At 59.1% G+C, this 20,803-nt stretch carries 22 protein-coding genes and 1 pseudogene; 11 read left to right on the forward strand and 12 right to left on the reverse strand.

Going from position 1 to position 20,803, the window contains the following annotated elements; genetic code table 11:
- Positions 1-4 precede the first annotated feature (4 nt).
- From AB4N82_RS29095 to AB4N82_RS29115, 5 genes are all read right to left on the reverse strand, one after another.
- Positions 5-922: an ABC transporter permease gene (locus AB4N82_RS29095; protein ID WP_122764069.1), complete on the reverse strand. Its 918-nt coding sequence runs from the start codon at positions 920-922 to the stop codon at positions 5-7.
- Between the two features lie 32 nt (positions 923-954).
- Positions 955-2,559: an ABC transporter substrate-binding protein gene (locus tag AB4N82_RS29100; RefSeq protein WP_122764068.1), complete on the reverse strand. Its 1,605-nt coding sequence runs from the start codon at positions 2,557-2,559 to the stop codon at positions 955-957.
- A gap of 45 nt (positions 2,560-2,604) precedes the next feature.
- Positions 2,605-3,618, reverse strand: a complete 1,014-nt coding sequence (locus AB4N82_RS29105; protein WP_371260689.1) for an ABC transporter permease — start codon at positions 3,616-3,618, stop codon at positions 2,605-2,607.
- Between the two features lie 45 nt (positions 3,619-3,663).
- Positions 3,664-5,274: an ABC transporter substrate-binding protein gene (locus tag AB4N82_RS29110; RefSeq protein ID WP_032885480.1), complete on the reverse strand. Its 1,611-nt coding sequence runs from the start codon at positions 5,272-5,274 to the stop codon at positions 3,664-3,666.
- Positions 5,275-5,346: 72 nt separating this feature from the next.
- Entirely contained in the window at positions 5,347-6,501 is a 1,155-nt protein-coding gene (locus AB4N82_RS29115) for a mandelate racemase family protein (protein WP_032885481.1), read from the reverse strand.
- Positions 6,502-6,860: 359 nt separating this feature from the next.
- On the opposite strand from AB4N82_RS29115, the gene AB4N82_RS29120 reads away from it, so the two are divergent.
- On the forward strand, positions 6,861-7,586 hold the full coding sequence (locus AB4N82_RS29120; RefSeq protein WP_032885482.1) for an oligogalacturonate-specific porin KdgM family protein: 726 nt from the start codon (positions 6,861-6,863) through the stop codon (positions 7,584-7,586).
- An 86-nt stretch (positions 7,587-7,672) separates the two neighbouring features.
- Complete coding sequence (locus AB4N82_RS29125) at positions 7,673-8,506, forward strand: NAD-dependent epimerase/dehydratase family protein (RefSeq protein WP_095186447.1); 834 nt, start codon at positions 7,673-7,675, stop codon at positions 8,504-8,506.
- On the opposite strand, the gene AB4N82_RS29130 is transcribed toward AB4N82_RS29125, so the two are convergent.
- Positions 8,446-9,225 carry a FadR/GntR family transcriptional regulator gene (locus AB4N82_RS29130; RefSeq protein WP_032885483.1) on the reverse strand — a complete coding sequence of 260 codons (780 nt, stop codon included), beginning with the start codon at positions 9,223-9,225 and terminating at the stop codon, positions 8,446-8,448. The two genes, AB4N82_RS29125 and AB4N82_RS29130, sit on opposite strands and share 61 nt — an antisense overlap.
- Positions 9,226-9,355: 130 nt before the next feature.
- On the reverse strand, positions 9,356-10,141 hold the full coding sequence (locus AB4N82_RS29135) for an SDR family NAD(P)-dependent oxidoreductase (protein ID WP_099603321.1): 786 nt from the start codon (positions 10,139-10,141) through the stop codon (positions 9,356-9,358).
- Positions 10,142-10,285: 144 nt separating this feature from the next.
- Here AB4N82_RS29135 and AB4N82_RS29140 point away from each other — a divergent pair, with 144 nt between their 5' ends.
- The 7 genes from AB4N82_RS29140 (at position 10,286) to AB4N82_RS29170 (ending at position 15,222) form a co-directional block, all read left to right on the forward strand.
- The gene (locus AB4N82_RS29140) at positions 10,286-10,831 is read left to right on the forward strand and encodes a TetR/AcrR family transcriptional regulator (RefSeq protein WP_095186414.1); all 546 of its coding nucleotides are present in this window, start codon (positions 10,286-10,288) and stop codon (positions 10,829-10,831) included.
- Between the two features lie 103 nt (positions 10,832-10,934).
- Complete coding sequence (locus tag AB4N82_RS29145) at positions 10,935-11,798, forward strand: sensor domain-containing diguanylate cyclase (protein ID WP_032885553.1); 864 nt, start codon at positions 10,935-10,937, stop codon at positions 11,796-11,798.
- Positions 11,799-12,617: 819 nt separating this feature from the next.
- Positions 12,618-13,256, forward strand: coding sequence for a TVP38/TMEM64 family protein (locus tag AB4N82_RS29150; protein WP_122764082.1), 639 nt, complete (start codon positions 12,618-12,620; stop codon positions 13,254-13,256).
- 10 nt (positions 13,257-13,266) lie between these two features.
- A complete protein-coding gene (locus tag AB4N82_RS29155) occupies positions 13,267-13,650 on the forward strand; it encodes a nuclear transport factor 2 family protein (RefSeq protein WP_010656555.1) in 384 nt (127 codons plus the stop codon).
- Positions 13,651-13,706: 56 nt separating this feature from the next.
- The gene (locus AB4N82_RS29160; protein ID WP_032885487.1) at positions 13,707-14,093 is read left to right on the forward strand and encodes a nuclear transport factor 2 family protein; all 387 of its coding nucleotides are present in this window, start codon (positions 13,707-13,709) and stop codon (positions 14,091-14,093) included.
- A gap of 44 nt (positions 14,094-14,137) precedes the next feature.
- On the forward strand, positions 14,138-14,587 hold the full coding sequence (locus AB4N82_RS29165; RefSeq protein WP_122764066.1) for an SRPBCC family protein: 450 nt from the start codon (positions 14,138-14,140) through the stop codon (positions 14,585-14,587).
- Between the two features lie 56 nt (positions 14,588-14,643).
- Positions 14,644-15,222, forward strand: a complete 579-nt coding sequence (locus AB4N82_RS29170; RefSeq protein WP_032885489.1) for a flavin reductase family protein — start codon at positions 14,644-14,646, stop codon at positions 15,220-15,222.
- Here the strand turns inward: AB4N82_RS29170 and AB4N82_RS29175 are convergent.
- The 4 genes and pseudogenes from AB4N82_RS29175 to AB4N82_RS29190 form a co-directional block, all read right to left on the reverse strand.
- Positions 15,219-15,503: pseudogene (locus AB4N82_RS29175) on the reverse strand (FAD-dependent oxidoreductase); the annotation flags it as partial. The gene AB4N82_RS29170 and the pseudogene AB4N82_RS29175 overlap by 4 nt on opposite strands.
- Positions 15,504-15,642: 139 nt before the next feature.
- On the reverse strand, positions 15,643-16,386 hold the full coding sequence (locus AB4N82_RS29180; protein WP_122764065.1) for an SDR family oxidoreductase: 744 nt from the start codon (positions 16,384-16,386) through the stop codon (positions 15,643-15,645).
- A 70-nt stretch (positions 16,387-16,456) separates the two neighbouring features.
- A complete protein-coding gene (locus tag AB4N82_RS29185) occupies positions 16,457-17,560 on the reverse strand; it encodes an alkene reductase (protein WP_122764064.1) in 1,104 nt (367 codons plus the stop codon).
- A 52-nt stretch (positions 17,561-17,612) separates the two neighbouring features.
- Positions 17,613-18,194 (reverse strand): TetR/AcrR family transcriptional regulator, encoded by a 582-nt coding sequence (locus AB4N82_RS29190; protein ID WP_010656561.1) that lies wholly within the window; start codon positions 18,192-18,194, stop codon positions 17,613-17,615.
- 106 nt (positions 18,195-18,300) lie between these two features.
- On the opposite strand from AB4N82_RS29190, the gene AB4N82_RS29195 reads away from it, so the two are divergent.
- Positions 18,301-18,636 (forward strand): helix-turn-helix domain-containing protein, encoded by a 336-nt coding sequence (locus AB4N82_RS29195; RefSeq protein ID WP_032885494.1) that lies wholly within the window; start codon positions 18,301-18,303, stop codon positions 18,634-18,636.
- Between the two features lie 109 nt (positions 18,637-18,745).
- Positions 18,746-19,378, forward strand: coding sequence for a TetR/AcrR family transcriptional regulator (locus AB4N82_RS29200; protein ID WP_122764063.1), 633 nt, complete (start codon positions 18,746-18,748; stop codon positions 19,376-19,378).
- A 33-nt stretch (positions 19,379-19,411) separates the two neighbouring features.
- Here AB4N82_RS29200 and AB4N82_RS29205 read toward each other — a convergent pair whose 3' ends face one another.
- A complete protein-coding gene (locus tag AB4N82_RS29205; protein WP_460104083.1) occupies positions 19,412-20,614 on the reverse strand; it encodes a pyridoxal phosphate-dependent aminotransferase in 1,203 nt (400 codons plus the stop codon).
- Between the last annotated feature and the right edge of the window lie 189 nt (positions 20,615-20,803).

A 20,803-nucleotide genomic window follows, 5' to 3' on the forward strand; every position in this document is an offset into this window, starting at 1 on the left:
CCGATTATTCGCTGCGCGGATCAAGGATGTCCCGCAGGCCATCGCCCAACAGGTTGAAGGCCAAGCTGACCAGCATGATCGCTGCCCCTGGAACCGCCACCAGCCACCAGCATTCGAGCATGTAGCGACGGCCGGTCGAAATCATGGCGCCCCACTCCGGCAGCGGCGCCTGGGCACCCAGGCCGAGAAAGCCCAAAGCGGCAGCGGTGAGGATGATCCCGGCCATGTTCATGGTCAGGCGGATGATCACCGAGGACAGGCACATCGGCACGATATGGCGCAGGATAATCCGCGCCGGCGACGCGCCTTGCAGCTCCACTGCGACGACGAAATCAGCGTTGCGCAGGGACAAGGTTTCGGCCCGCGCCAGCCGCGCAATCGGCGGCCAGGAGGTCAATGCAATCGCCACCACCGCGTGCTCCAGGCCAGGGCCGAGGGCCGCGATAAACGCCAGTGCCAGGACCAGGCTGGGGAAGGAGATGAAGATATCGGTCAGGCGCATGAACACGGTATCGACCGCACCGCCGAAGTAGCCCGACACGGTGCCGATAAACAGCCCGATAGGCCCTACGATCACTGTGACCAGGGCGATGATGTACAGCGTGATCCGCGAGCCGTAGACCAGCCGGCTGAAAATATCCCGGCCATATTCATCGGTGCCGAACCAATGCGCCGAACCCGGTGCCTGCAACGCGCCGGCGAGGTTCTGCACCACCGGATCATGGGTAGCGATCCACGGTGCAAAGGCCGCGACCACCACCAACAGCAGCGCCACCAGCAGGCCCGCCAGGGTCATAGGGTTACGCAGCAGGTGACGCAGCACCCGCAGGCCACTCTTGCAAAAGGCATCAAAGCTGGAGCCTGGCGAGCGGTCCACCGGGCGCTTCGTCGCCGATTCGATGGAAGAAAGATTGGCATTCATAAGCATCTTCTCTGTGTGAATTCTGGAAGCACTCAACGCTGCTTGTAGACACCCAGGTAACGGGTGGCCTCGGCATCGTCACCGGTGAAGCCCTTGACGTCGGCAGCGCTGACCACGGTGTCGGTCATCTGCGAAATCATCAGGATCGGCCCCACTTGCTGGTCGTAGAGGGTTTGCGCCTGGTGATACAGGCTGACCCGCTGCGCCGAATCACGCGTCACGCCGGCCTGGTCGATCAGGGTGTTGATCTGCGGGCTGAAGAACGAAGCGCGCCAGCCCTGGAAGTTCGGCAGGCCGGCGTCGTCGCTGTTGTTGGGGTTGTAGGCAAAGGTGCGCAGGCTGAAATACGGGTGCGGGTAACGCTCGGCGCCCCTGGCCACGATGATCTCGAAATTGCGCGCGCGCATCGCGCCGTACACCTGGTTACCCGTGCCGGTGACGATGCTGGCCTTGATCCCGCCTTCGGCCAGGGTCGCTTGCAGGCGCGCAGCGATATCAATGAACGGCGGTTCCGACAGCGTGCGGATGGTGGTGTTGAACCCCTCGGGGTAACCCGCCTCAGTCAGCAGGGCTTTCGCCTTGGCCACGTCCATGTGATAGCCCGGATCCGGCAGGCGTGCTTCCAGACCCAGTTGCATCGGCTGCTGGTTGAGCGTTCCGTAATACGGCATCACTTGTTGGTCCAGGCCCTTGTAGTCGATCAGGTTGCGCACCGCTTCACGCACCTTGGGCTTGGCGAATTCCGGTTGTTTCATGCTCATGGCGACGTAGTACATGGTGCCGCGCGGCAGCGACTGCACTTGGATCTTGTCCGAGCCGTCGATGGCGCGAATGTCCGGCGCGGCCATGCCGTAGGCCAGGTCGAGGTCACCGCGTTCGAGCATCAAGCGCAGGGACTGGGATTCGGTCATGTGCCGCACCACCACGCGCTTGAGCTTGGCCGCGCCGCCCCAGTAGCCGTCGAAACGGGTCAGCAACAGGGAATCGTTGGCGCTCCATTTGGTCAGCACGAAGGGGCCACTGCCCGCCTCGTTCGTCACCAACCAACCGGCGCCGAGGTCGCCGTTTTTTTCATGGGCCAGGGCGGTCTTGCGGTCCACTACCACAGCGCTCGGGGAGATCGCCAGGGAATCCACCAGCAGCAGCGGGTCCATGGTCTGCGGCAGGTCGATGACCAGGGTGTGGGCGTCCGTGGCGCGGATCAGCGATTGGATATTCTCAACGCTGTAGCCGTAGGCCTTCCAGGTGGTGGCCAGGCCGAAGTTGAGCTTCATCACGCGGTACAGCGACCACGCCACGTCTTCGGCGGTCAGCGGGTTGCCCGAATGGAATTTCACGTCCTGGCGCAGATGAAACGTTACCCGCTTGCCGTCCTCGCTGATGTCCCAACGTTCGGCCAACTGTGGCAGGTGTTTTTCCGGGTTACCCTGGTCACGCTTGATCAGTGTGTCGTAAAGATTGGCGTTGACGCCGGACGCATCCAGGCCGGGCGCGTTGGCCGGGTCGATGGAAAACAGGTTGACCATGCTCATGCCGACGATCAGTTGATCGGCCGGGGTCTTGGCGTTGGCCAGGGTCATCGGGCCAAGCGCGAGCACAGCGGTCAGCAGGCCAAGGTGCAGTTTCGAAAATGTCATGAAAAATTCCTTCTTCTTATAGTTTTATCGGTACTGCGCGACGCATTAACGGGTGCGCGGATCAAACACCTTGTACAAGGCATCGCTGATCAGGTTGAGCGCGACAAAAATCAAGCCGATCACCAGCACGCAGCCCATCACCGCATTCATGTCGCCAAGCATCAGGCTGCTGGTGAGGTATTGGCCGAATCCCGGCCAGGCGAATACGGTTTCGATCAGCACTGCGCCTTCCAGCAGCGAGCCATAGGCCAGTGCAACGACGGTGAGCAACTGCACGAGGATGTTGCGAAACGCATGCCCCCACACCACTTGGCGACGGGACAAACCCTTGACCCGCGCGGTGATGATGTACTCCTGGGACAACTGCTCAAGCATGAAGCTGCGGGTCATGCGGCTGATGTACGCCACCGAGTTCAGGCCCAAAATCAGCGCCGGCAACACGATATGCCGCAGGGCGCTGGCGAAGGCTTCCCAGTCGCGGGCGAGCGATGTGTCGATCAGCAACAGGCCGGTGACTTCGGGCACCATGCCGTCGTAGGCCAGGTCGATGCGCCCCGCGCCGCCCGCCCAGCCGAGCCAGGCGTAGAACACGAGCAGGCCCATCATGCCCAGCCAGAAAATCGGCGTGGAGTAACCGAACAAGGTGATTACCCGCGCCACATGATCGCCGAGCCGCCCTTGGTTGCTCGCCGCACACACGCCCAGCGGCAAGCCGATCAACACGCCGAACAGAATCGCCAGAGTGGCCAGTTCGATGGTCGCCGGGAACACGCGCAGGATGTCATCCAGCACCGGGTGACCCGTCAGCAACGCGTTGCCGAAATCACCGTGGAGCAGGTCATTGAGGTAAAGGCCGAATTGGGTCCAGATCGGCTTGTCCAGGCCCATCGACCGGTACACCTGGTCGTAGGTGGAGCTGTCGGCATCCGGCCCGACTACCGCCAGCACGGGGTCAAGCGGCATGACCCGGCCGATGATAAAGGTCAGCGCCAACAGGCCGAGCAACGTCACCAACACGGTGCTGGCGCGCCGCAGGGTATTGGAAGCGCGAGCGCCCATGACAGAGGCAGTCATAACAAACATAGTGAGCTCCTGGTAAATCGATCAGCGCTTTTTGTAGACGTCTTTGTAGCGCGTGGTCGCAGCGGTATGGCCCTGGAAGTCGGCCACGTCGGTGTACACCACCACGGTGTCGGTCATCTGCGAGACCGGCAAAATGGCTCCGACCTGTTGATCGACCTGCTCCTGAATCTCGCGGTACTGAGTCAGTTGCTTACCGGCATCCGGCTCGACTTCCGCGCTCTCAATCAACTGGTTCAACTCAGGGCTGTAGAACGATGTGCGCCAGCCCTGGAAGTTGGTGAGCTTGGCTTCATCGCGGTTATCCGGGTTGTACACCAGGGTGCGCAGGCTGGAATGGGGATGCCGCTCCGCCCCGCCACCGCCGCGACCGACGATGATGTCGAACGTGCGCTCGCGCATGGCGCCGTAGATCTGGTTACCAGTGCCGGTGATGATGCTGGCTTCGATGCCGGCCTGGGCCAGGGTCGATTGCAGGTTGGAGGCGATGTTGATAAACGGCGGTTCGGCCAGCACGCGGATGGTGGTCTTGAAGCCGTTCGGGTAACCGGCTTCAGCCAGTAAGGCTTTGGCCTGCTCGACGTTGAGCTTGTAGCCCGGGTCCGGCAGGCGCGCGGCCAGGCCCAATGGCAGCGGCCGCTGGTTGATCACGCCGTAATGGGGCATGACCGTCTGGTTGATGCCCTGGTAATCGATCAGCGAGCGCACGGCCTTGCGCACACGGGCGTCGGCGAACATTGGCTGCTTCACACTCAGGGCCACGTAATACAAGGTGCCGCGTTGCAGGGTCTGGGTGCGTACTTTGTCGCTTTTCTGCAGGGCTTCGATGTCCGGCGCGGACATGCCTTTGGCGATATCCAGGTCACCGCGCTCGATCATCAGTCGCAATGACTGCGACTCGGTCATGTTGCGCATCACGATGCGCTTGAGCTTGGCCGGGCCGCCCCAGTAACCATCGAAGCGCGTCATCAGGATCACGTCGTTGGCACGCCAGTCATTGAGCACGAATGCGCCACTGCCGGCCGCGTGAGTCACCAGCCAGGCGGCGCCCATGTCACTGCCCTTCTGGTGTTCGAGGACTTTTTTGCGGTCGAGGATGAACGCACTGGGCGAGGTCGCCAGGGTGTTGAGCACCAGCAGCGGGTCGGTCGGCCTTGGCAGTTCGATCACGAAGGTGGTGGGGTCCGTGGCGCGCATGTAGCGCTCGACGTTTTCGGCGGTGAAGCCGTAGGCCTTCCAGGTGGAAGCGAGTGCGAGGTTGAGCTTGAGCACCCGGTGCAGCGACCAGGCAACGTCTTCGGCGCTCAAGTCATTGCCGGACTGGAACTTCACCCCGGTGCGCAGGTTAAAGGTCAGGGTCTTGCGGTCCTCACTGACCTGCCAGCGCTCGGCCAGCGCTGGCACCAGTCGGTCTGGTTGGGCGACGTCCTGCACCAGCAACATGTCATACAGGTTGGCGTTGATTTCCGACACATCCAGACCCGTGGCGGCAGCTGGGTCGAGGGACAACAGGTTGATCATGCTCATGCCGACGATCAGTTGATCGGCCGGCGTTTTGGCAAAGCTTGCCGGTACGGCGGTAACGGCCAGCGCGGCGACGAACACCCGCGCCCACAGCGAAGGGAAAATGCTCATAACAAGAGTGCCTTTTTTATATTTATAGGGCTCTTGATCAGCCCGACGCATGCCGGACTGACCGTGTAAACGTCAGAAGCTTTTAAGCGTATTGGTCTCGATGTAGTTGAAATCGATGTCTTCGCCCAGGCCCGGCAAGTCGGACAGGTGCACAAAACCGTCGCTGTCCATCGGGTCCACCAAGCGATTGAGGTAGGCCGGTACTTCGTCGTAATCCAGGTACGGGTGGAGCAGGCCACGCTCGTACCAGGTGCAGTTCTTGATCGCACCGACCACCGCCAGGTTGGCGGCGCCGTTGCCGTGAATTTCGCAGTCCATGCCAAACGATTCGGCCAGGTGCGCGACCTTCAGGCACGGCGCAATACCACCGACGCCCGCGACACCGGCACGCAAGATATCGCACACATCGTGCTTGACCCAACTGGCGCGGGCGAGGTGTTTGCCGGACAGGGTTTCCGGGCCGAGCACCGGAATATCCAGTTGCCCCGCGAGCCAGGCATAGGACTCGGCTGACTCTTCCATCATCGGTTCTTCGAACCAGGCGAAGTCGAGTTTCTCCAGCTCGCGACCGATGTACAGCGCCTCGGTGCGGCTGTACCAGTGGTAACCGTCGAGCATCAACGCGATGTCCGGGCCCACCGCCTCACGCACAGCAGCGCAAGCCTTGACGTCGATGCGCGGGCTTGGCGCGAAGGACACCGGCGGCATCCAGGTGTGCAGCTTGATTGCCTTGTAGCCACGCTGCACCAGGGTCTCGGCAAAGCGGCCGTAGTCTTCGGGGGTTGCGAGGCCGCCGGGCAGTTCGTCGCCACACATGGTCGAGCCGTAGGCCGGCACCTTGTCGCGGAAACCACCGATCAACTTGTGCACTGGCACGCCGAGTTTGCGTCCTGCCCAATCCCACAGAGCCTGCTCAACCAAGGCTAAGGCGCGGTCGGTCAGTTGGCTGGCACTGCCACGCTGCCAATGGGCGAGATCTTGCCAGATCTTTTCGCGATCAAAGGCGTTCTGCCCCACCAGCACTTTGCGCACGAACCCATCCAACACATAAGGGCGGATCAATTCAGGGGCGCCGAATGCAAAACCCTCCTGGCCGTCTTCAGTCTGGATGCGCAGCAAAGCCATCTGCGCCTGGGTGACATCACCGGGGTGAGCATGGCCGGCGCTGTCCACTGCGCGGCGGGTCGGGTAGGAAAATACCTGGACGTTGACTGCTGTGATTCTCATGGACGTCTTAAGCCTTCTTATTGGATTTGAGACAGGAATGTCGTCTGTTGCGACCGATCATAGGTCATCGTACAACACTTGAAAAGACCCAATAACCTGCCCCGCCATTCACTGATTTTCACGTGAAACGCCGTAAAACCCCTATTTTTAAAGACAACTAAGGAATAACGAAGATTGCTGTAAAGCCCTATTCGCCGGGGACATATGTTTCAAAGTGTTTCAAAACGATCGATGGGCGGTAGACGAGTCATCTTGTCGTACGATAACGTATATCGGCACCTTAGATGAGAGCCACACGCAACAACGTATTGCCGTAGCAACCGTCAAACGACCCTAACAAAAACAAAAAAGAAGACCGTATGAACACCACCCTACGCACGCTCGTTACTGCCCTGACCTTCAGCCTGCCGCTCTACGTCAGCGCTGACTCTGCCAGCATCAACTACCGCCACCAGTTCACCGAGGAAGACAGCGCCCACGCTGATCGAATCAAGCTCAACTACCGTCTGGACAGTGGCCTGGGATTTGAAGCGGAGATGAAATACCGCACAGCCGGGGACCGTGAAGATGTCGCGTACGACAACATGGTCAACAACGGGCATGAGTTCACCGTCAGCTACAACTACAAGCTCAGCCCGCAATCGACGTTGACCCCCGCGTTCCAGATGGACAGCTCGAAGGACTCGACCACCTACAAGCTGGGTCTCAAGTACAACTACAAGATCAACGACGCCTTCTACGCCGCCACGCGCTATCGCCTGGACACCAAGAAGCTGGACCGCGATCAGGTCAACGAGGATTTGCCCGATCACATCAAGGATGACCAGACCACCCATCGTTTCGAGGGCTGGCTCGGCTACACACCGGCCAGTAAGTGGGCGTACGAATATCAGTTCATCTATTTCAAGACTGACTACATCCGCTACGACAACAAGAAGAGCGATTACGAACAGAACCTGATCGTCAAATACAAGCTCACCAAGGAATGGGCACCGTTCATGGAGATTGGTGATGTGAAGGTCAACTCCACCTCAGAAGACCGTCAGGCGCGGTGGCGCTTGGGCGTTCAATACAACTTCATGTAAAGCCCCCTCCCCGCGACTTGCCTGGCGAACGCGCATCGCTCGCCAGGCAATCGCTTTGCATTCAGCGCTCAATGGAAGACCTGACCATGACCACACAACCCAAACCCTTCACCCGCATTTTGCTCACCGGCGCCGCCGGCGGCCTGGGGCAGATCCTGCGGGAAACCTTGCAGGCCCATGCCCACATCGTGCGCGCCTCGGACATCAGCGCGATGGCGCCCAGCGCGGGTGAACACGACGAAGTGATCCAGTGCAACCTGGCCGACAAGGCTGCCGTGGCGGCGCTGGTCGACGGCGTTGACGCGATCGTGCATTTGGGCGGGATTTCAGTGGAGCGGCCGTTCGAAGAAATTCTCGACGCCAATATTCGCGGCACCTTCCACATTTACGAGGCGGCGCGACAACAGGGCGTCAAACGGGTTGTGTTCGCCAGCTCCAATCACGTCACCGGTTTTTACCCTCAAGACGTTGAACTGGATGTGCACGCACAGCGCCGCCCGGATGGTTACTACGCGCTTTCCAAGGCGTACGGCGAAGACCTGGCGGCGTTCTACTTTCATCGATACGGGATTGAAACCGTGAGCTTGCGCATCGGCTCGTCGTTCCCCGAACCGCGCAACCGGCGGATGCTGCACACCTGGCTGAGTTACGCGGACCTCGATCACCTGGTGGCCCGCGCCCTGCTGGCCAAGGATGTGGGGCACAGTGTGGTGTATGGCGTTTCGGACAATAAGGAGCGCTGGTGGAGCAATCGGCACGCCGAGCACCTAGGCTTTGCGCCGCAGGACAGCTCGGAACCCTTTCGCGCCAAGGTCGAGCAGCAACCGCAACCATCGGCGGATGAGCCCGGTGGCCGACTTCAGGGCGGCGCGTTCACCGCAGCGGGGCCGTTCGACAATTCAGCGGCAGCGGCTTCATAGGCCCGGCGCATACGCTCGCGACTGTTGGACAAGTGCAGGCGCATCGCGGCGCGAGCGGCGTCTGCGTCACGGCGCAGGATGGCTTTGTAGATATCCTCGTGCTCGCGGCTCAGGCGCTCCAGGTAAGGTTCTTTGTTAGCGTTGGCCAAGCGTTTTGAGTGCAGGCGCGTACGCGGCAGGATGTTGACCCCCAGGTGCAACATGATGTCGGTGAAGTAGCGATTGCCGGTGGCCAGCGCGATCTGCTGGTGAAACTGGAAGTCCGCCGATACCGCGTAGTCGGCACTCACCGCCCGCGAATTCAGCGCGTCCAGCGAGTCGCGCATCACCTGCAATTGCTGGTCGGTGCGACCCAGGCAGGCCAGACCGGCAGCTTCTACTTCCAGACAGATGCGCAACTCCAGCACTGCCAGCACGTCCTGCAAGGTGACGATGGTGTCAGGGTCAATTCGAAATCCGCTGGGGCTGGGAATATCCTTCACAAACGTGCCGACGCCGTGCCGCGTTTCCACCAGGCCAGACGCTTGCAGACGCGAAATGGCCTCGCGCACCACGGTGCGACTCACACCGTGCTCGGCCATCACTTCAGATTCGGTAGGCAGCTTGGTTGCTCGCGGGAGCTCCCCGCTGCAAATGCGCCGGGAAAGCTCGGTGACCAATTCTTCAGCCAGACTGCGGTGCCGGCGGCGAACGGTGGGCTGGACGTTCGGGTTGTCCATCAAGAACAGGTATCTCGGTTGGCGAATGAATGCCCATCATAGCGCATTCAGTTGTACGACAACCTTCCCTTTAGCCCGCCCCGCGTCCCCATAGGCCAAAGCCTGCGCCGTGGACTCAAACACGCACCCGTTACTGTGGGCGATAGCGCTCAGCAGCGCGAGCCTGACGCAGCTCCGACAACAAGCCCTGACGCGCGGACTGAAGACCGTCCCAGCGCGCGGCGTCATGCAGTGGCGGGATGGTCACGAGTTCACGCCGGTCAAAACCGACCAGTGCGGCATCCACCAGTTCACCCACATCCATGACCTCTGGCAGCGTGTTGATGTCGATGCCCGAGCGCTCCCAGATTTCCGTACGGGTGGCTGCCGGCAACACCGCTTGCACATAAACGCCTTTGCCAGAGAGCTCAATGCTCATGCCCTGGGAAAGGAATTGCACGAACGCTTTGGTCGCGCCATACAGCGTCATTCCCAACTCCGGCGCCAGACCAACCACCGAGCCAATATTCACGATTGCCCCCTCGCCGGCCTGCACCAACCTCGGTGCGACTGCGCGAGCGAGTCGCGTCAGCGAGGTGACGTTCAGCGCGATCAGTTGCTCGATGCTCTCGCCCGTCTGCGCCAGGAAGTCTCCCGTCTGGGCCGCGCCGGCGTTGTTGATCAGCACACCGATGCGCGTGTCATCGCGCAGGCGCGCTTCGACCACAGCCAAGTCCGCCTCCTGGGTGAGGTCGGCCTGTAGCACGTCGACATCCACACCGTGTTCCTGGCGCAAGCGCGCCGCCAGCGCTTCCAGCCGCGCCTTGTCGCGGGCGACCAGTACCAGGTTGTGGCCGCGCTGGGCGAAGCGCTCGGCATAGGTGGCGCCAATGCCGCTGGACGCGCCGGTAATCAGGATAGAAGAAGCGTTCGTCATGACTGTGCTCTCTGGATTAACGATGATTGAGTGTGGCGGGGTTTATGATGTCGATCATAATCTTATCCGTCAATGGTTTTGATGTTGATTGACATCAATGTATAGTGAGCACCGAAAACAGTCGTCACCAGCGAGGGTAAAGGTATGAGGGTCAGCAAGGCACAAGTGCAGTTAAACCGCGCGCACATCGTCGAAACGGCCTCCAGATTGTTCCGTGAGCGCGGCTATGACGGTGTCGGCGTGGCAGACCTGATGGCAGAAGCCGGGTTCACCCATGGCGGGTTCTACAAGCATTTCGGGTCCAAAGCCGACTTAATGGCTGAAGCCGCCGCAAACGGGCTGTCCCAATCGCTGACCAACAGCGCCGGGCTGGGCGCCGATGAGTTCTTCAATCGCTACATATCCAGAGAGCACCGTGATGCCCCCGGCCAGGGTTGCACGATGTCGGCCCTGTGCGGGGACGCGGCGCGTCAATCGCAAACGGTAAAGGCAACGTTCGCCGAAGGCATCGAAAACGCATTGGCCGCCCTTCAGCAGGACGCTGCCGAGCTGGATAAGGACGCTCGGGAACAGATGATCAACCGGTTCGCCCATGCGGTCGGCGCCGTGGTGTTATCCCGGGCCTGTCCCGATGACTCGCCATTGGCGGATGAAATTTTGGATGTGTGCCGCAAGGCAATGACCGTGTGAGATGAAAAGCCGCAGAGGGCACTGAAAATTAGCAGAATTGCTCGCCGCCGCCCTTCATGATCGGGCTATGATCGGCAGATATGAACCGGATACCCGATGCATCATGCCCGTAGACCTGCAAGCTCTCTATCCCAAACTTATCCACCTGATGCTGGATACGGTGTTTGTCGTCGACAGTGAAAACCAGATTGTGTTTGTGAGCGATGCCTGCGAGGCATTGCTCGGCTACCGTGCAGAAGAACTGACCGGCACTCTGATCACCCATTACATGCACCCTGAAGACCTGCCACGCACGCGGGCCTCGATTGTCCGGGTGATGAATGGCAAACCCCATGTCGACTTTCGCAACCGCTATATCCGCAAGGACGGCAGTATCGTGCACATCCTGTGGGCAGCTTTCTGGTCCAAGGAGGTGGGCGCACGGATCGGGGTCGCCAGGGACGTGACAGCCCTTACCAAAGCCGAAGAGGAACTACGCTTCCTCGCCCATCATGACCCACTGACAGCGCTGACCAACCGGTCGTTGTTCAATGATCAACTGAACCAGGCCCTGCACGCCGCACAGACTCACAACAGCACCCTGGCGCTGCTGTTTCTGGATATCAATGACTTCAAGGGCATCAACGATGTGCATGGCCATGCCATGGGCGATCGCGTGCTGTGTGTGATTGCTCGACGGTTGGAACGTTGCGTACGCGAGAGTGACTTGGTGGCACGGATGGGCGGTGATGAATTCACCGTACTGCTGACCGATGTGCCGTCGAAGGACGCTATCGCGGAGAGGGTGGCGCAAATCCTCGCGGTCATGGCCGAGCCGTTGAGCGCTGAATTTGACGGGGTACAAATGCCGTCCTGCAGTGTCGGCGTGGCGTGCTATCCGGCGGACGGAGAGGACGCCGATACGCTGCTTAGCCATGCAGACGGTGATATGTACCGGATAAAAAGGCAGCGGTTTGCCACTGAGTGACATCGGTAGTTAGGGTCGTTGTCGCACGCCCTGGCGTGCCCCCGTCGAGTACATCAGTCCGCGGGTATCGTTATCCGCGCTTATTGGCTCACCTCACGCGCAGCTTTGACCCACCCATGCGACCTGTCCTGGTGCCCATCAACCGGAAGGACGAATTCGTTGCACTGAGCCTCAACCGGGAAACCAGGGTTTCAAAGTAGAAGCGCATACCCTCTTTGAATGCCTCCAAGCGCACATTCGCCGAGTTGGCGCAGTCGCTCGGCCATTGCAACGCATTGCTCAACAGCGGCGGCTCCATACAAGCGTCGACGCTGGTAAGACAGAGACGGGATGAAGCTGCGGGTACTCAGCACGTCGCTAACATTGACCCCACATAAAAAAGACACCGAAGCGTCCACTCCCTAAATCACAGGCAAAAAAAGCCACTCACTTGAGTGGCTTTTTAATGCTTGGAGCGGGAAGCGAGACCTGCACTTTGTGATTTAGCCACTGATTTATAAGTATTTTTTATTACGCCAGTGAAAGAGCACTTGGTGTATCGACTTGTTTTTTGTCGATTTAAAACGCGAACGGACGAGCGGTTAAACCGCACCAGAGCAAGGGTTTTTCTCCTACCTAACCGGGCAATCAGGCTGAATCGGCAGGATCAGTTGCAGCGCAATATTATTGCGCTCACCAACACCGAAAGTAATGTCTTGACACCAACTGTAGTGGTCACTATAGAATGCACGCAATATGTAGCGATCGCTAATTAAATGGCTTTCAGTGATGCGCTGGACGGGAAGCATTCCCACAAACTGAATGAGTCGGATAGGCAACGTGATAGACCTGGCCGTACACAGCGTCGTGCAGTGGACCGAGATTATTCGCTCGCTCGGAGTCGTCGGGACTGCGCTGTATGCCGCGATATTTGTGGTGGGCACTGTCGCCTTCGTACCCGCCTCGATGCTCACGGCGCTCGCAGGTTTTTTGTACGGCCCGATGGGCGGAACGCTGCTCATCTCGCCCGCTGGCTTGCTCTCTGCAGCGGTCGCGTTTGCCTTGGGCAGATCGCTTCTGCGCCCTTGGGTCAAACGACGCCTGGCGAACAGCCCCACATCAGCGGCGGTCGACCACGCAATCGAGTCAGGAGGTTTTCGAATTGTTTTCCTCTTGCGCCTGGCGTCCATCGTGCCGTTCGCTCCGCTGAGCTACGGACTCGGAGCCAGCCGAATCGCCCGTCGAGATTTCCTGCTGGCGACTTGGATCGGCCTGCTTCCTGGAACATTTCTGTATGCGTACCTGGGCTCTCTGGCGGCTGATGTCGCACAGATAATCAGTGGCGAGGTAACGACCCATCGATCGACTCAAATGATGACTTGGACGGGTCTGGTCGTTGCATTGATCGCCTTACTGACCATCGCTGGTTATGCACGCAAAGCGATCAACCAAGCCCTTCTTCCACCCTCTTCAAACTAGGAGTTACACCATGAGCAACCCAACTTACGTCGAAGACTACAACGCCATCGTCACGGTGCTGAACCACTACAACGAAGGTGGCAAGCAGGCCAAAAGCAGCCTCATGAAACCTGCCTTCAGCGAGCAGGCCACCATCTTTGGTGTAGATGGCGAAGGCAAGCTGACCGGAGGCCCGATCCAGGGTCTGTTCGACATCATCGACAGCGCCTTCCGTCCCTCACCGGAAGCCAAAGGCGCCATCGTCAACGTCGATATCGTAGGCACCGCTGCCAGCGCACGTATCGATACCAATGACATCTCCGGCTTCTGCTTCACCGATTTCTTCAACCTGCTGAAGGTTGACGGAAAGTGGACCGTCATCAGCAAGATCTACCACACCCACGTTGCTCCTTAACCCAGCCGTTTGAACCGCGCCCTATTGGCGCCAAAACCATGCGAAGGCGTTTGACCATGAGCAAAAACATCAAAGCTGTACCCACCCAGGACTACAACGCCGTTGTCGCCGTGGCCCAGCAATACGCTGACGGCCTGCGTGCCGGCAGCCCGGAAGTGCTGGAGCAGGCCTTCCACAAGGAAGCAGTGATGTACGGCTTCACCAACGGCAAACTGTTGGGCGGCCCGATCAGCAACCTGTTCGACTTCGTCCGTACCAATGGCACGGCCCCGGATATCAGTACCCGCCTGGACGTGCTGGCGATCACCCCAACCACCGCCGTGGTAAGGGTGGATATGGAAAAGGACGCGATCGGTGCCGACTACAACGATTACCTGACACTGATCAAAATCGACGGCACCTGGAAGGTGATCGCCAAGGTTTATCACCAGTTCGAAGGCTGACCCGAGCGGCCTGAACGCAATGCTGTTTCTTAAGGTGATGAATCATGGCAAAAGTTGAATACAACGCCGTTGTAGACGGCGGCGCCGAGCGCGTTTGGGATGTACTCAAGCGCTTCGGCAAGATCAGCCAGTGGCACCCGGCGATCCCGCAGAGCGTCATCGAAGACGGTCAGCCTGACGGACTGGTTGGCTGCATCCGTCGGCTGACGTTGCAGGACGGCGCCATTCTGCGCGAGCAGTTGTTGTCGGTAGACGCGGTGAATCTGCAGTTCTCCTACCGCTTCGTTGAAGCACCACTGCCCGTCGACAACTACGTGTTGACCGTGCGACTGATTCCGCTGACCGGCGAACAGAAAACCGTGATTCTGTGGTCTGCGACCTTCGACACACGCGAGCCTGATCCCCAGGGGCAATGGACCTCGACCATCGAGTCGCTCATTGTCGGCGGTCATGAAAGCCTCCAGGTATACCTGAACCAAACCGCTACAGCGTGAATGTGCCCTACCCCGCTCCAGCAATGGATGCGGGGTTTCATTTTTCTGGAGTGACGATGCACGACCACATTGCCGAAGTGCCGCTTGAAAAGGCCTACCGGCTGATCAACCACGGCCCCACCGTGCTGGTATCTGCTCAACACGAGGAGACTCGAAATGTGATGGCCGCGGCATGGGCCTGTGCATTGGATTTCTCACCCCCCAAAGTCACTGTGGTGCTGGACAAGATCGCCCAAACCCGCGAACTCGTAGAGCTTAGCGGCGTGTTTGTGATTCAGGTTCCGACGGTGGCACAGCTGCAATTGACCTGCGATGTGGGCAGCGTCAGCCTCCAGGAAGATCCACAGAAGCTGGCTCATAGCGGCGTCGAGCTGTTCAGTATCAGCGGCCATGACGTGCCATTCGTGGCCGGCTGCTCGGCCTGGCTTGCGTGCAAACTATTGCCCGAACCTCACAACCAGTCGACCTACGACCTGTTTATCGGTGAAGTCGTCGCTGCCTGGGCCGACACACGGGTATTCAGCGACGGCCATTGGCACTTTGAGCGTGCGCACCCGGACTTTCGTAGCCTGCACTACATCGCAGGCGGCCACTTTTATGCGATCGGAGAAGCGCTAACCCCATCAGTGATCTAGTGCAGTTTCAACCGAGGCACGGTGCCTGGCCCCAACAAGTGGTTACCCAACATCAGTAATCCCGAGGGTACCAGGCCATAGCGCGCGACTTGGGGCATGCGGTACAGCGATGCATAGAACGCCCGCGCCAACCATCCTTCCAGCGTCACACTGCCCGTGAGTTTACCCATCAGGTAACCCACCGCCGAATAGCGTGACAGCGAGACCAGCAAGCCATAGTCCCTGTAGACATAGGTCGGCAGGGCTTTGCCTTCAAACCGGGCTCGCAGGCTCTTCGCCAGCGCCACCGTCAACAATCAAAATGCGAGTGTTATTGAAGGGACTCATTGCTTTTACTTGGGCGGACAGGACGGATCCTGTAGCGCCCAGGCACACGGCGTTGCGGCGGTGCCTGGGCTGGGTGATTTCAACGCTTATGACTTACCAATCCTGGCGGGTCGGCGAAATGATCAGGTCGTTGACGGTGACGTTTTCAGGCTGATTCAGTGCATACACCACTGCGCGCCCAATATCGTCCGGCGAGATAGCGATTTTATTCAGCTCTTGCGCCGCTTTACGGCCTGCCGGGTCGGTGACTTTATCGGCCCAACCGGTGTTGATCACACCCGGGCTGACCGTGTTGACACGGATGCCGTGCTGAACGCCCAGCTCTTTGCGCATCGACTCAGTCATGGCCTGCACGAAGAACTTGGTGGCGCTGTAGATACCCGCAGCAGGCCCGACCTGGTGACCGGCGACCGAATCCATATTCAGGATCTGGCCCGACTTCTGTTTCAGCATGAACGGCAACACCGCTGCGATAGCATGCAGGTAGCCTTTGATGTTCACGTTGATCATCTTTTCCCAATCATCGGTGGCCAGGTCGACCCAGTTGGAAAACAGCATCAAGCCTGCGTTGTTGATCAGGATATCCACCGAACCGAAAGAGTCCTGGGCGAATTGCGCGAGCGCTTTCATATCCTCAGGGTTGGTAACGTCGCTGACGCGACCTACCGCGTCCCCGCCCTTGCCTTTCAACTCGCTGACCATGGCGTCCAGGCCTTGCTGGTCCAGGGCTGCCGCGACGATTCGAACGCCTTTCTCAGCTAAGGCACGTGCCGATGCAGCACCCAGCCCGGACGATGCGCCAGTGATGATCGCGGTTTTATTCTGCAGATAGTTCATGGGCGTTACTCTCGTTGGTGACTGCCCGTCTGTGCGGGCAGTTTTTGGGGTTATCGCGGATATAACGGGATCAGTAGTTGCCGACGGGCCAGTCGGTGTAGGCCTTCGCGCCGCCGCCGTAGTACGACTCGCGCGGTGCGATGGTCAGTTCGGCCCCACGACGCAAGCGCTCAACCAGATCCGGGTTGGAGATAAACAGGCGGCCAAACGCTACGGCGTCGATCTTGCCTTGGGCGCGGCGCTCGATAGCCATGTCCAGGTCGTAGTTGTTGTTGCCGATGAATGGCCCGTTGAACTGCGCGCTCAATGCGTCCATGTCCACGCCTTCCGGTACATCACGCGAGGTGGCGGTAGCGCCTTCAACGAAGTGCAGGTAAGCCAGGTCGAATGCGTTCAGTTGCTGGATCAGGTAGCCATACATCGCCATCACGTTGCTGTCGGGCGGCGTGTTGCCGGCGTCAGGCGTGACCGGCGACAGGCGGATGCCAACCCGGTCGTTGCCCCAGATCTTGACGATTGCTTCGGTCACTTCCAGGGTCAGGCGCGCACGGTTCTCGATGGAGCCGCCGTACTGGTCGGTGCGATGGTTGGTCGAGTCCCGCAGGAACTGGTCCAGCAGGTAGCTGTTGGCCGAATGAACCTCTACACCATCAAAACCAGCGCGCTTGGCATTCTCGGCAGCACGTTTGTACTGCTCGATGATCCCCGGGATCTCATCGGTTTCAAGCGCCCGTGGCATCGACACCGGAACGAAGCCGTTGGTGGTATAGGTGTCGCCTTCAGCCTTGATCGCGGAAGGCGCGACCGGTGCGGCACCGTCAGGTTGCAGCTCAACACTGGAGAACCGCCCCACATGCCATAGCTGGCTGACGATCTTCCCGCCGGCGGCATGCACGGCGTCCGTGACTTTCTTCCAGCCCGCAACTTGCTCCTCACTCCAGATGCCTGGAGTGGCCGCGTAACCGCGGCCTTGCGCGGAAATATTGGTGGCCTCGGCGACGATCAAGCCCGCGGTGGCGCGTTGAGCGTAATACTCAGCGTGCAGCTCGTTGGGGATGCCATCTTCGGCATAGCGGCTACGGGTCACGGGCGCCATCAAAATACGGTTGGCGAGTTTCATTGCGCCCAGGTTGATGGGGGTGAATAAGTCGGTACGAGTGGCGTTGTCTGTCATGTTGGACCTCAGCTAAATAGACCGGTCGTCTAGTAAATTGATAAAAAAATAGCTACGACAAAAGTCGCTTTGCCAGCGTCAGGGATGTTTCAAAGGCGTCGTCGCGCTTGCCGATCTTCATCATCAACGAAGCACCGAGCCAAACCTGATAGAGCGATTGCGCAAGCGTCGCGCTTGGCGCTGTGGACGTGATCGAACCATCTACAAGCCCCTGCTCAATACAGCGCTCAAGCTTTGCGTGGATGGCCTGCGTACCTCGGTCGAGCACCAGGCGCATGCCCTCCGAGAGGTCACAGACCTCGGCGCCCAATTTGACCACCAGGCACTTGTCGGTAGGCAAATCAGAACACTGGGTTTGCGCCCAATACTGGAAGTAACTCAGCAGCCTTTGCGCGGCGGGTGCAGAACCCATCAACAGCGTGTCGACTGTTGCGAGGTAGTCGGAAAAATACTGTTCAAGCAATGCCTGACCAAATTCTTCCTTGGATTTGAAGTAGTGGTAGAACGAACCTTTAGGCACGCTCGCAGCCGCTACCACCTCAGCCAACCCTACGCTGGTGTAGCCTTTGTGAGTCATCAACGTCCTGGCGACATCCAGGATGTGTTGGCGTGTTTCAGAATGATGCTTTTTCATAAGGCAGCCACTCTATTTAAAACTAGACCGGTCGTCTAGTAGATTTTAGAATAGCTTCACGTTCTACGACCAACGGCGAACGAAGACAAATGACAGGGTAAAGCTCATGAACACACCTCCCCCCACGTCAACGTTCAATACCGAGTGCCTTGCGCAATTCAACCTCAATTGCCTGGTGATCTTCGCTGCGCTGTATCAGGAAAAGAGTGTCACCAGGGCGTCCGAGCGCTTGAACATCGGACAGCCCGCGGTCAGCAACAGCCTGTCCAAGCTCAGGCTGATTTTTCAGGATCCACTGTTTTTTCGCCGAAACGCAGAGATGGTGCCCACCGCAGTCGCCGTTGATATTGCGAAGCATGTGATACCGCTATTGAGCGGTATTGGCCACGTGCTTGAGCGATACAACGTTCCGGCTCTTGGGCACGCGTCACGGCCGACCTGAAAGCTCAGAGTTACGCTGCGCAACCGAAAATTTCATTTTGTGTATCATTGGGCAGAACTTTCTTCCAGGCATGCTCGTCTGGCGATACGCCCCCAAGGTGCTGCACTCAATGACCAACTCCACCCCAATCTCTGTTCCACGCGCAAAAGGACGCCCGCGCGCGTTTGATCGAGACCAGGCTCTGCTGCAGGCGCTGGCAGTGTTTTGGAGGCGTGGCTACGAGCCGGCTTCTGTGGCGGAATTGTGTTCAGCCATGAGCATCAGCCCTCCCAGTCTGTATGCGGCGTTCGGCAACAAAGCCAAGTTATTTCTCGAAGCGGTTGCCTACTACGAAGCGACGTTCTGGGATGCCACGTGGGAGCGCATGGACACCGAGCCAGACATCGTGCGCGCCATCAGCGAGTTCTTCCACACCTCAGCGTCGATCCTGACCGAACCCGAGGCGCCCTGTGGCTGCATGGTCGTCCTCGCGGCAGTCAATGTCTCCGACGATGCCGGTGAAGTCACCGCGACCCTCAAGGCCTTGCGCCAGGAAGGCCGTGACTACTTACAGCAGCGCTTGGATCGCGCAGTGGAACAAGGTCAGCTCAAACCGGAAACCAACACTCGCCTGCTCGCCGCGGCCTTGAATACATTGCTCGAAGGCATGTCCCTGCAGGCACATGACGCTGCCACCAGGGAAGATCTGCAAGGCATCGGCGCAACAGCCGTAGCGATGCTGAGCCCTTCCCTGTCAGCTTGACTGGAACCAACTCTGCTAAACCAAACGCTGCACTCAAGCAAGCTGTTCACACGCAGCCTTGATGCGCGCGCATGCCTGCTCCAGCAGCACCGTGGAGGTCGCAAAGGAGATGCGGAAATAACCCTCCAACCCAAACGCACTCCCCGGCACCACCGCCACCTGTGCGGCTTCGAGCAGGTACTGGCAGACATCCACGTCATTAGTCAGCACCACACCTGCAGGCGTTTTGCGCCCGAACAGCCCCGAGCATGAAGGGAAGAGATAAAAAGCGCCCTCCGGACGGCGACACACCAAGCCGGGAGTGGTGTTAAAAGCGTCCAGGCAAAGATCCCTGCGCTGACGAAACACTTCATTGCGCTCAGCCAGAAAATCGATAGGCCCGTCCAGCGCTGCCACGGCAGCCGCCTGGGATATTGCGCAGGGGCTGCTCGTGGTCTGCGATTGAATGGTGGCCATGGCAGCAATTAGAAGTTTAGGACCGCCCGCATAACCAATGCGCCAGCCCGTCATAGAATAGGCCTTTGAAACGCCATTCACGGTCACCACGCGACCATGTAACGCCGGCACCTGCGAAGCCAGCGTGGAAAACACCCAACCGTCGTAACTCAGGTGCTCGTACATATCATCCGTCAACACGTAGACCTGCGGATGCTCCAACAATACGGCGCCCAACCGATCAAGCTCTGCCGCGCTATAACCCGCCCCCGTCGGGTTGCTCGGCGAATTCAAAATCAGCCACTTGGTACGCGGCGTGATGGCTTGCTGGAGTTGCTCGGCGGTGATCTTGAAATGCTGATGGACCGCGCAGAGGATTTCCACGGGCGTGCCCCCCGCCAGGCGCACCATGTCCGGATAGGACACCCAGTAAGGCGCAGGAATGATGACTTCATCTCCGGGGTTAAGGGTGGCCTGCAGCGCGTTGATCAGCACTTGCTTACCGCCGGTGCCGACGCTGATTTCGTCTGTCGCGTAGGTGATACCGTTTTCACGCTGAAACTTTCGAACGATCGCCGCTTTGAGTTCTGGAGTGCCGTCGACATCGGTGTAGCGGGTCTGGCCTGCATCAATCGCCGCCTTGGCAGCCGCATTGATGTGATCGGGGGTTGGAAAGTCCGGCTCGCCGGTTGACAGGCTGATGATATCGGCCCCATTGCGGCGTAACTCTGCCGCCTTGCGCGTGATTGCCAGCGTTGGCGAGGGTTTAACCGCTTTCAGCAAATTTCCGAGCAATTGCATGGGGCCACTCTTTGAGCTTTTGTTGATAGTGCATCAATGCTAGCGGTCTCCAGCAGACAATTAAAACAATATATATGGATGCGAAAAATCAATTTTATTTGTTTATTCCGGGCTGATTTTTTTGGCCTCTGGCGCCGTTTGAACACAAGGCGCGTGCCCGGGGCCAAATCTCCCAGGCGCTTGACAATT

This window comes from Pseudomonas sp. H1_D04 (assembly GCF_054683855.1).

Excerpts from the sequence above, each read along its gene's own strand:
- AB4N82_RS29190 (WP_010656561.1), bottom strand. The coding sequence starts at position 18,194 with ATGAAAAAGCATCATTCTGAAACACGCCAACACATCCTGGATGTCGCC.
- AB4N82_RS29140 (WP_095186414.1), top strand. The coding sequence starts at position 10,286 with ATGAGGGTCAGCAAGGCACAAGTGCAGTTAAACCGCGCGCACATCGTC.
- AB4N82_RS29180 (WP_122764065.1), bottom strand. The coding sequence starts at position 16,386 with ATGAACTATCTGCAGAATAAAACCGCGATCATCACTGGCGCATCGTCC.
- AB4N82_RS29095 (WP_122764069.1), bottom strand. The coding sequence starts at position 922 with ATGAATGCCAATCTTTCTTCCATCGAATCGGCGACGAAGCGCCCGGTG.
- AB4N82_RS29185 (WP_122764064.1), bottom strand. The coding sequence starts at position 17,560 with ATGACAGACAACGCCACTCGTACCGACTTATTCACCCCCATCAACCTG.
- AB4N82_RS29200 (WP_122764063.1), top strand. The coding sequence starts at position 18,746 with ATGACCAACTCCACCCCAATCTCTGTTCCACGCGCAAAAGGACGCCCG.
- AB4N82_RS29160 (WP_032885487.1), top strand. The coding sequence starts at position 13,707 with ATGAGCAAAAACATCAAAGCTGTACCCACCCAGGACTACAACGCCGTT.
- AB4N82_RS29145 (WP_032885553.1), top strand. The coding sequence starts at position 10,935 with ATGCCCGTAGACCTGCAAGCTCTCTATCCCAAACTTATCCACCTGATG.
- AB4N82_RS29135 (WP_099603321.1), bottom strand. The coding sequence starts at position 10,141 with ATGACGAACGCTTCTTCTATCCTGATTACCGGCGCGTCCAGCGGCATT.
- AB4N82_RS29165 (WP_122764066.1), top strand. The coding sequence starts at position 14,138 with ATGGCAAAAGTTGAATACAACGCCGTTGTAGACGGCGGCGCCGAGCGC.
- AB4N82_RS29110 (WP_032885480.1), bottom strand. The coding sequence starts at position 5,274 with ATGAGCATTTTCCCTTCGCTGTGGGCGCGGGTGTTCGTCGCCGCGCTG.
- AB4N82_RS29155 (WP_010656555.1), top strand. The coding sequence starts at position 13,267 with ATGAGCAACCCAACTTACGTCGAAGACTACAACGCCATCGTCACGGTG.
- AB4N82_RS29120 (WP_032885482.1), top strand. The coding sequence starts at position 6,861 with ATGAACACCACCCTACGCACGCTCGTTACTGCCCTGACCTTCAGCCTG.
- AB4N82_RS29170 (WP_032885489.1), top strand. The coding sequence starts at position 14,644 with ATGCACGACCACATTGCCGAAGTGCCGCTTGAAAAGGCCTACCGGCTG.
- AB4N82_RS29205 (WP_460104083.1), bottom strand. The coding sequence starts at position 20,614 with ATGCAATTGCTCGGAAATTTGCTGAAAGCGGTTAAACCCTCGCCAACG.
- AB4N82_RS29130 (WP_032885483.1), bottom strand. The coding sequence starts at position 9,225 with ATGGACAACCCGAACGTCCAGCCCACCGTTCGCCGCCGGCACCGCAGT.
- AB4N82_RS29125 (WP_095186447.1), top strand. The coding sequence starts at position 7,673 with ATGACCACACAACCCAAACCCTTCACCCGCATTTTGCTCACCGGCGCC.
- AB4N82_RS29115 (WP_032885481.1), bottom strand. The coding sequence starts at position 6,501 with ATGAGAATCACAGCAGTCAACGTCCAGGTATTTTCCTACCCGACCCGC.
- AB4N82_RS29195 (WP_032885494.1), top strand. The coding sequence starts at position 18,301 with ATGAACACACCTCCCCCCACGTCAACGTTCAATACCGAGTGCCTTGCG.
- AB4N82_RS29105 (WP_371260689.1), bottom strand. The coding sequence starts at position 3,618 with ATGGGCGCTCGCGCTTCCAATACCCTGCGGCGCGCCAGCACCGTGTTG.
- AB4N82_RS29100 (WP_122764068.1), bottom strand. The coding sequence starts at position 2,559 with ATGACATTTTCGAAACTGCACCTTGGCCTGCTGACCGCTGTGCTCGCG.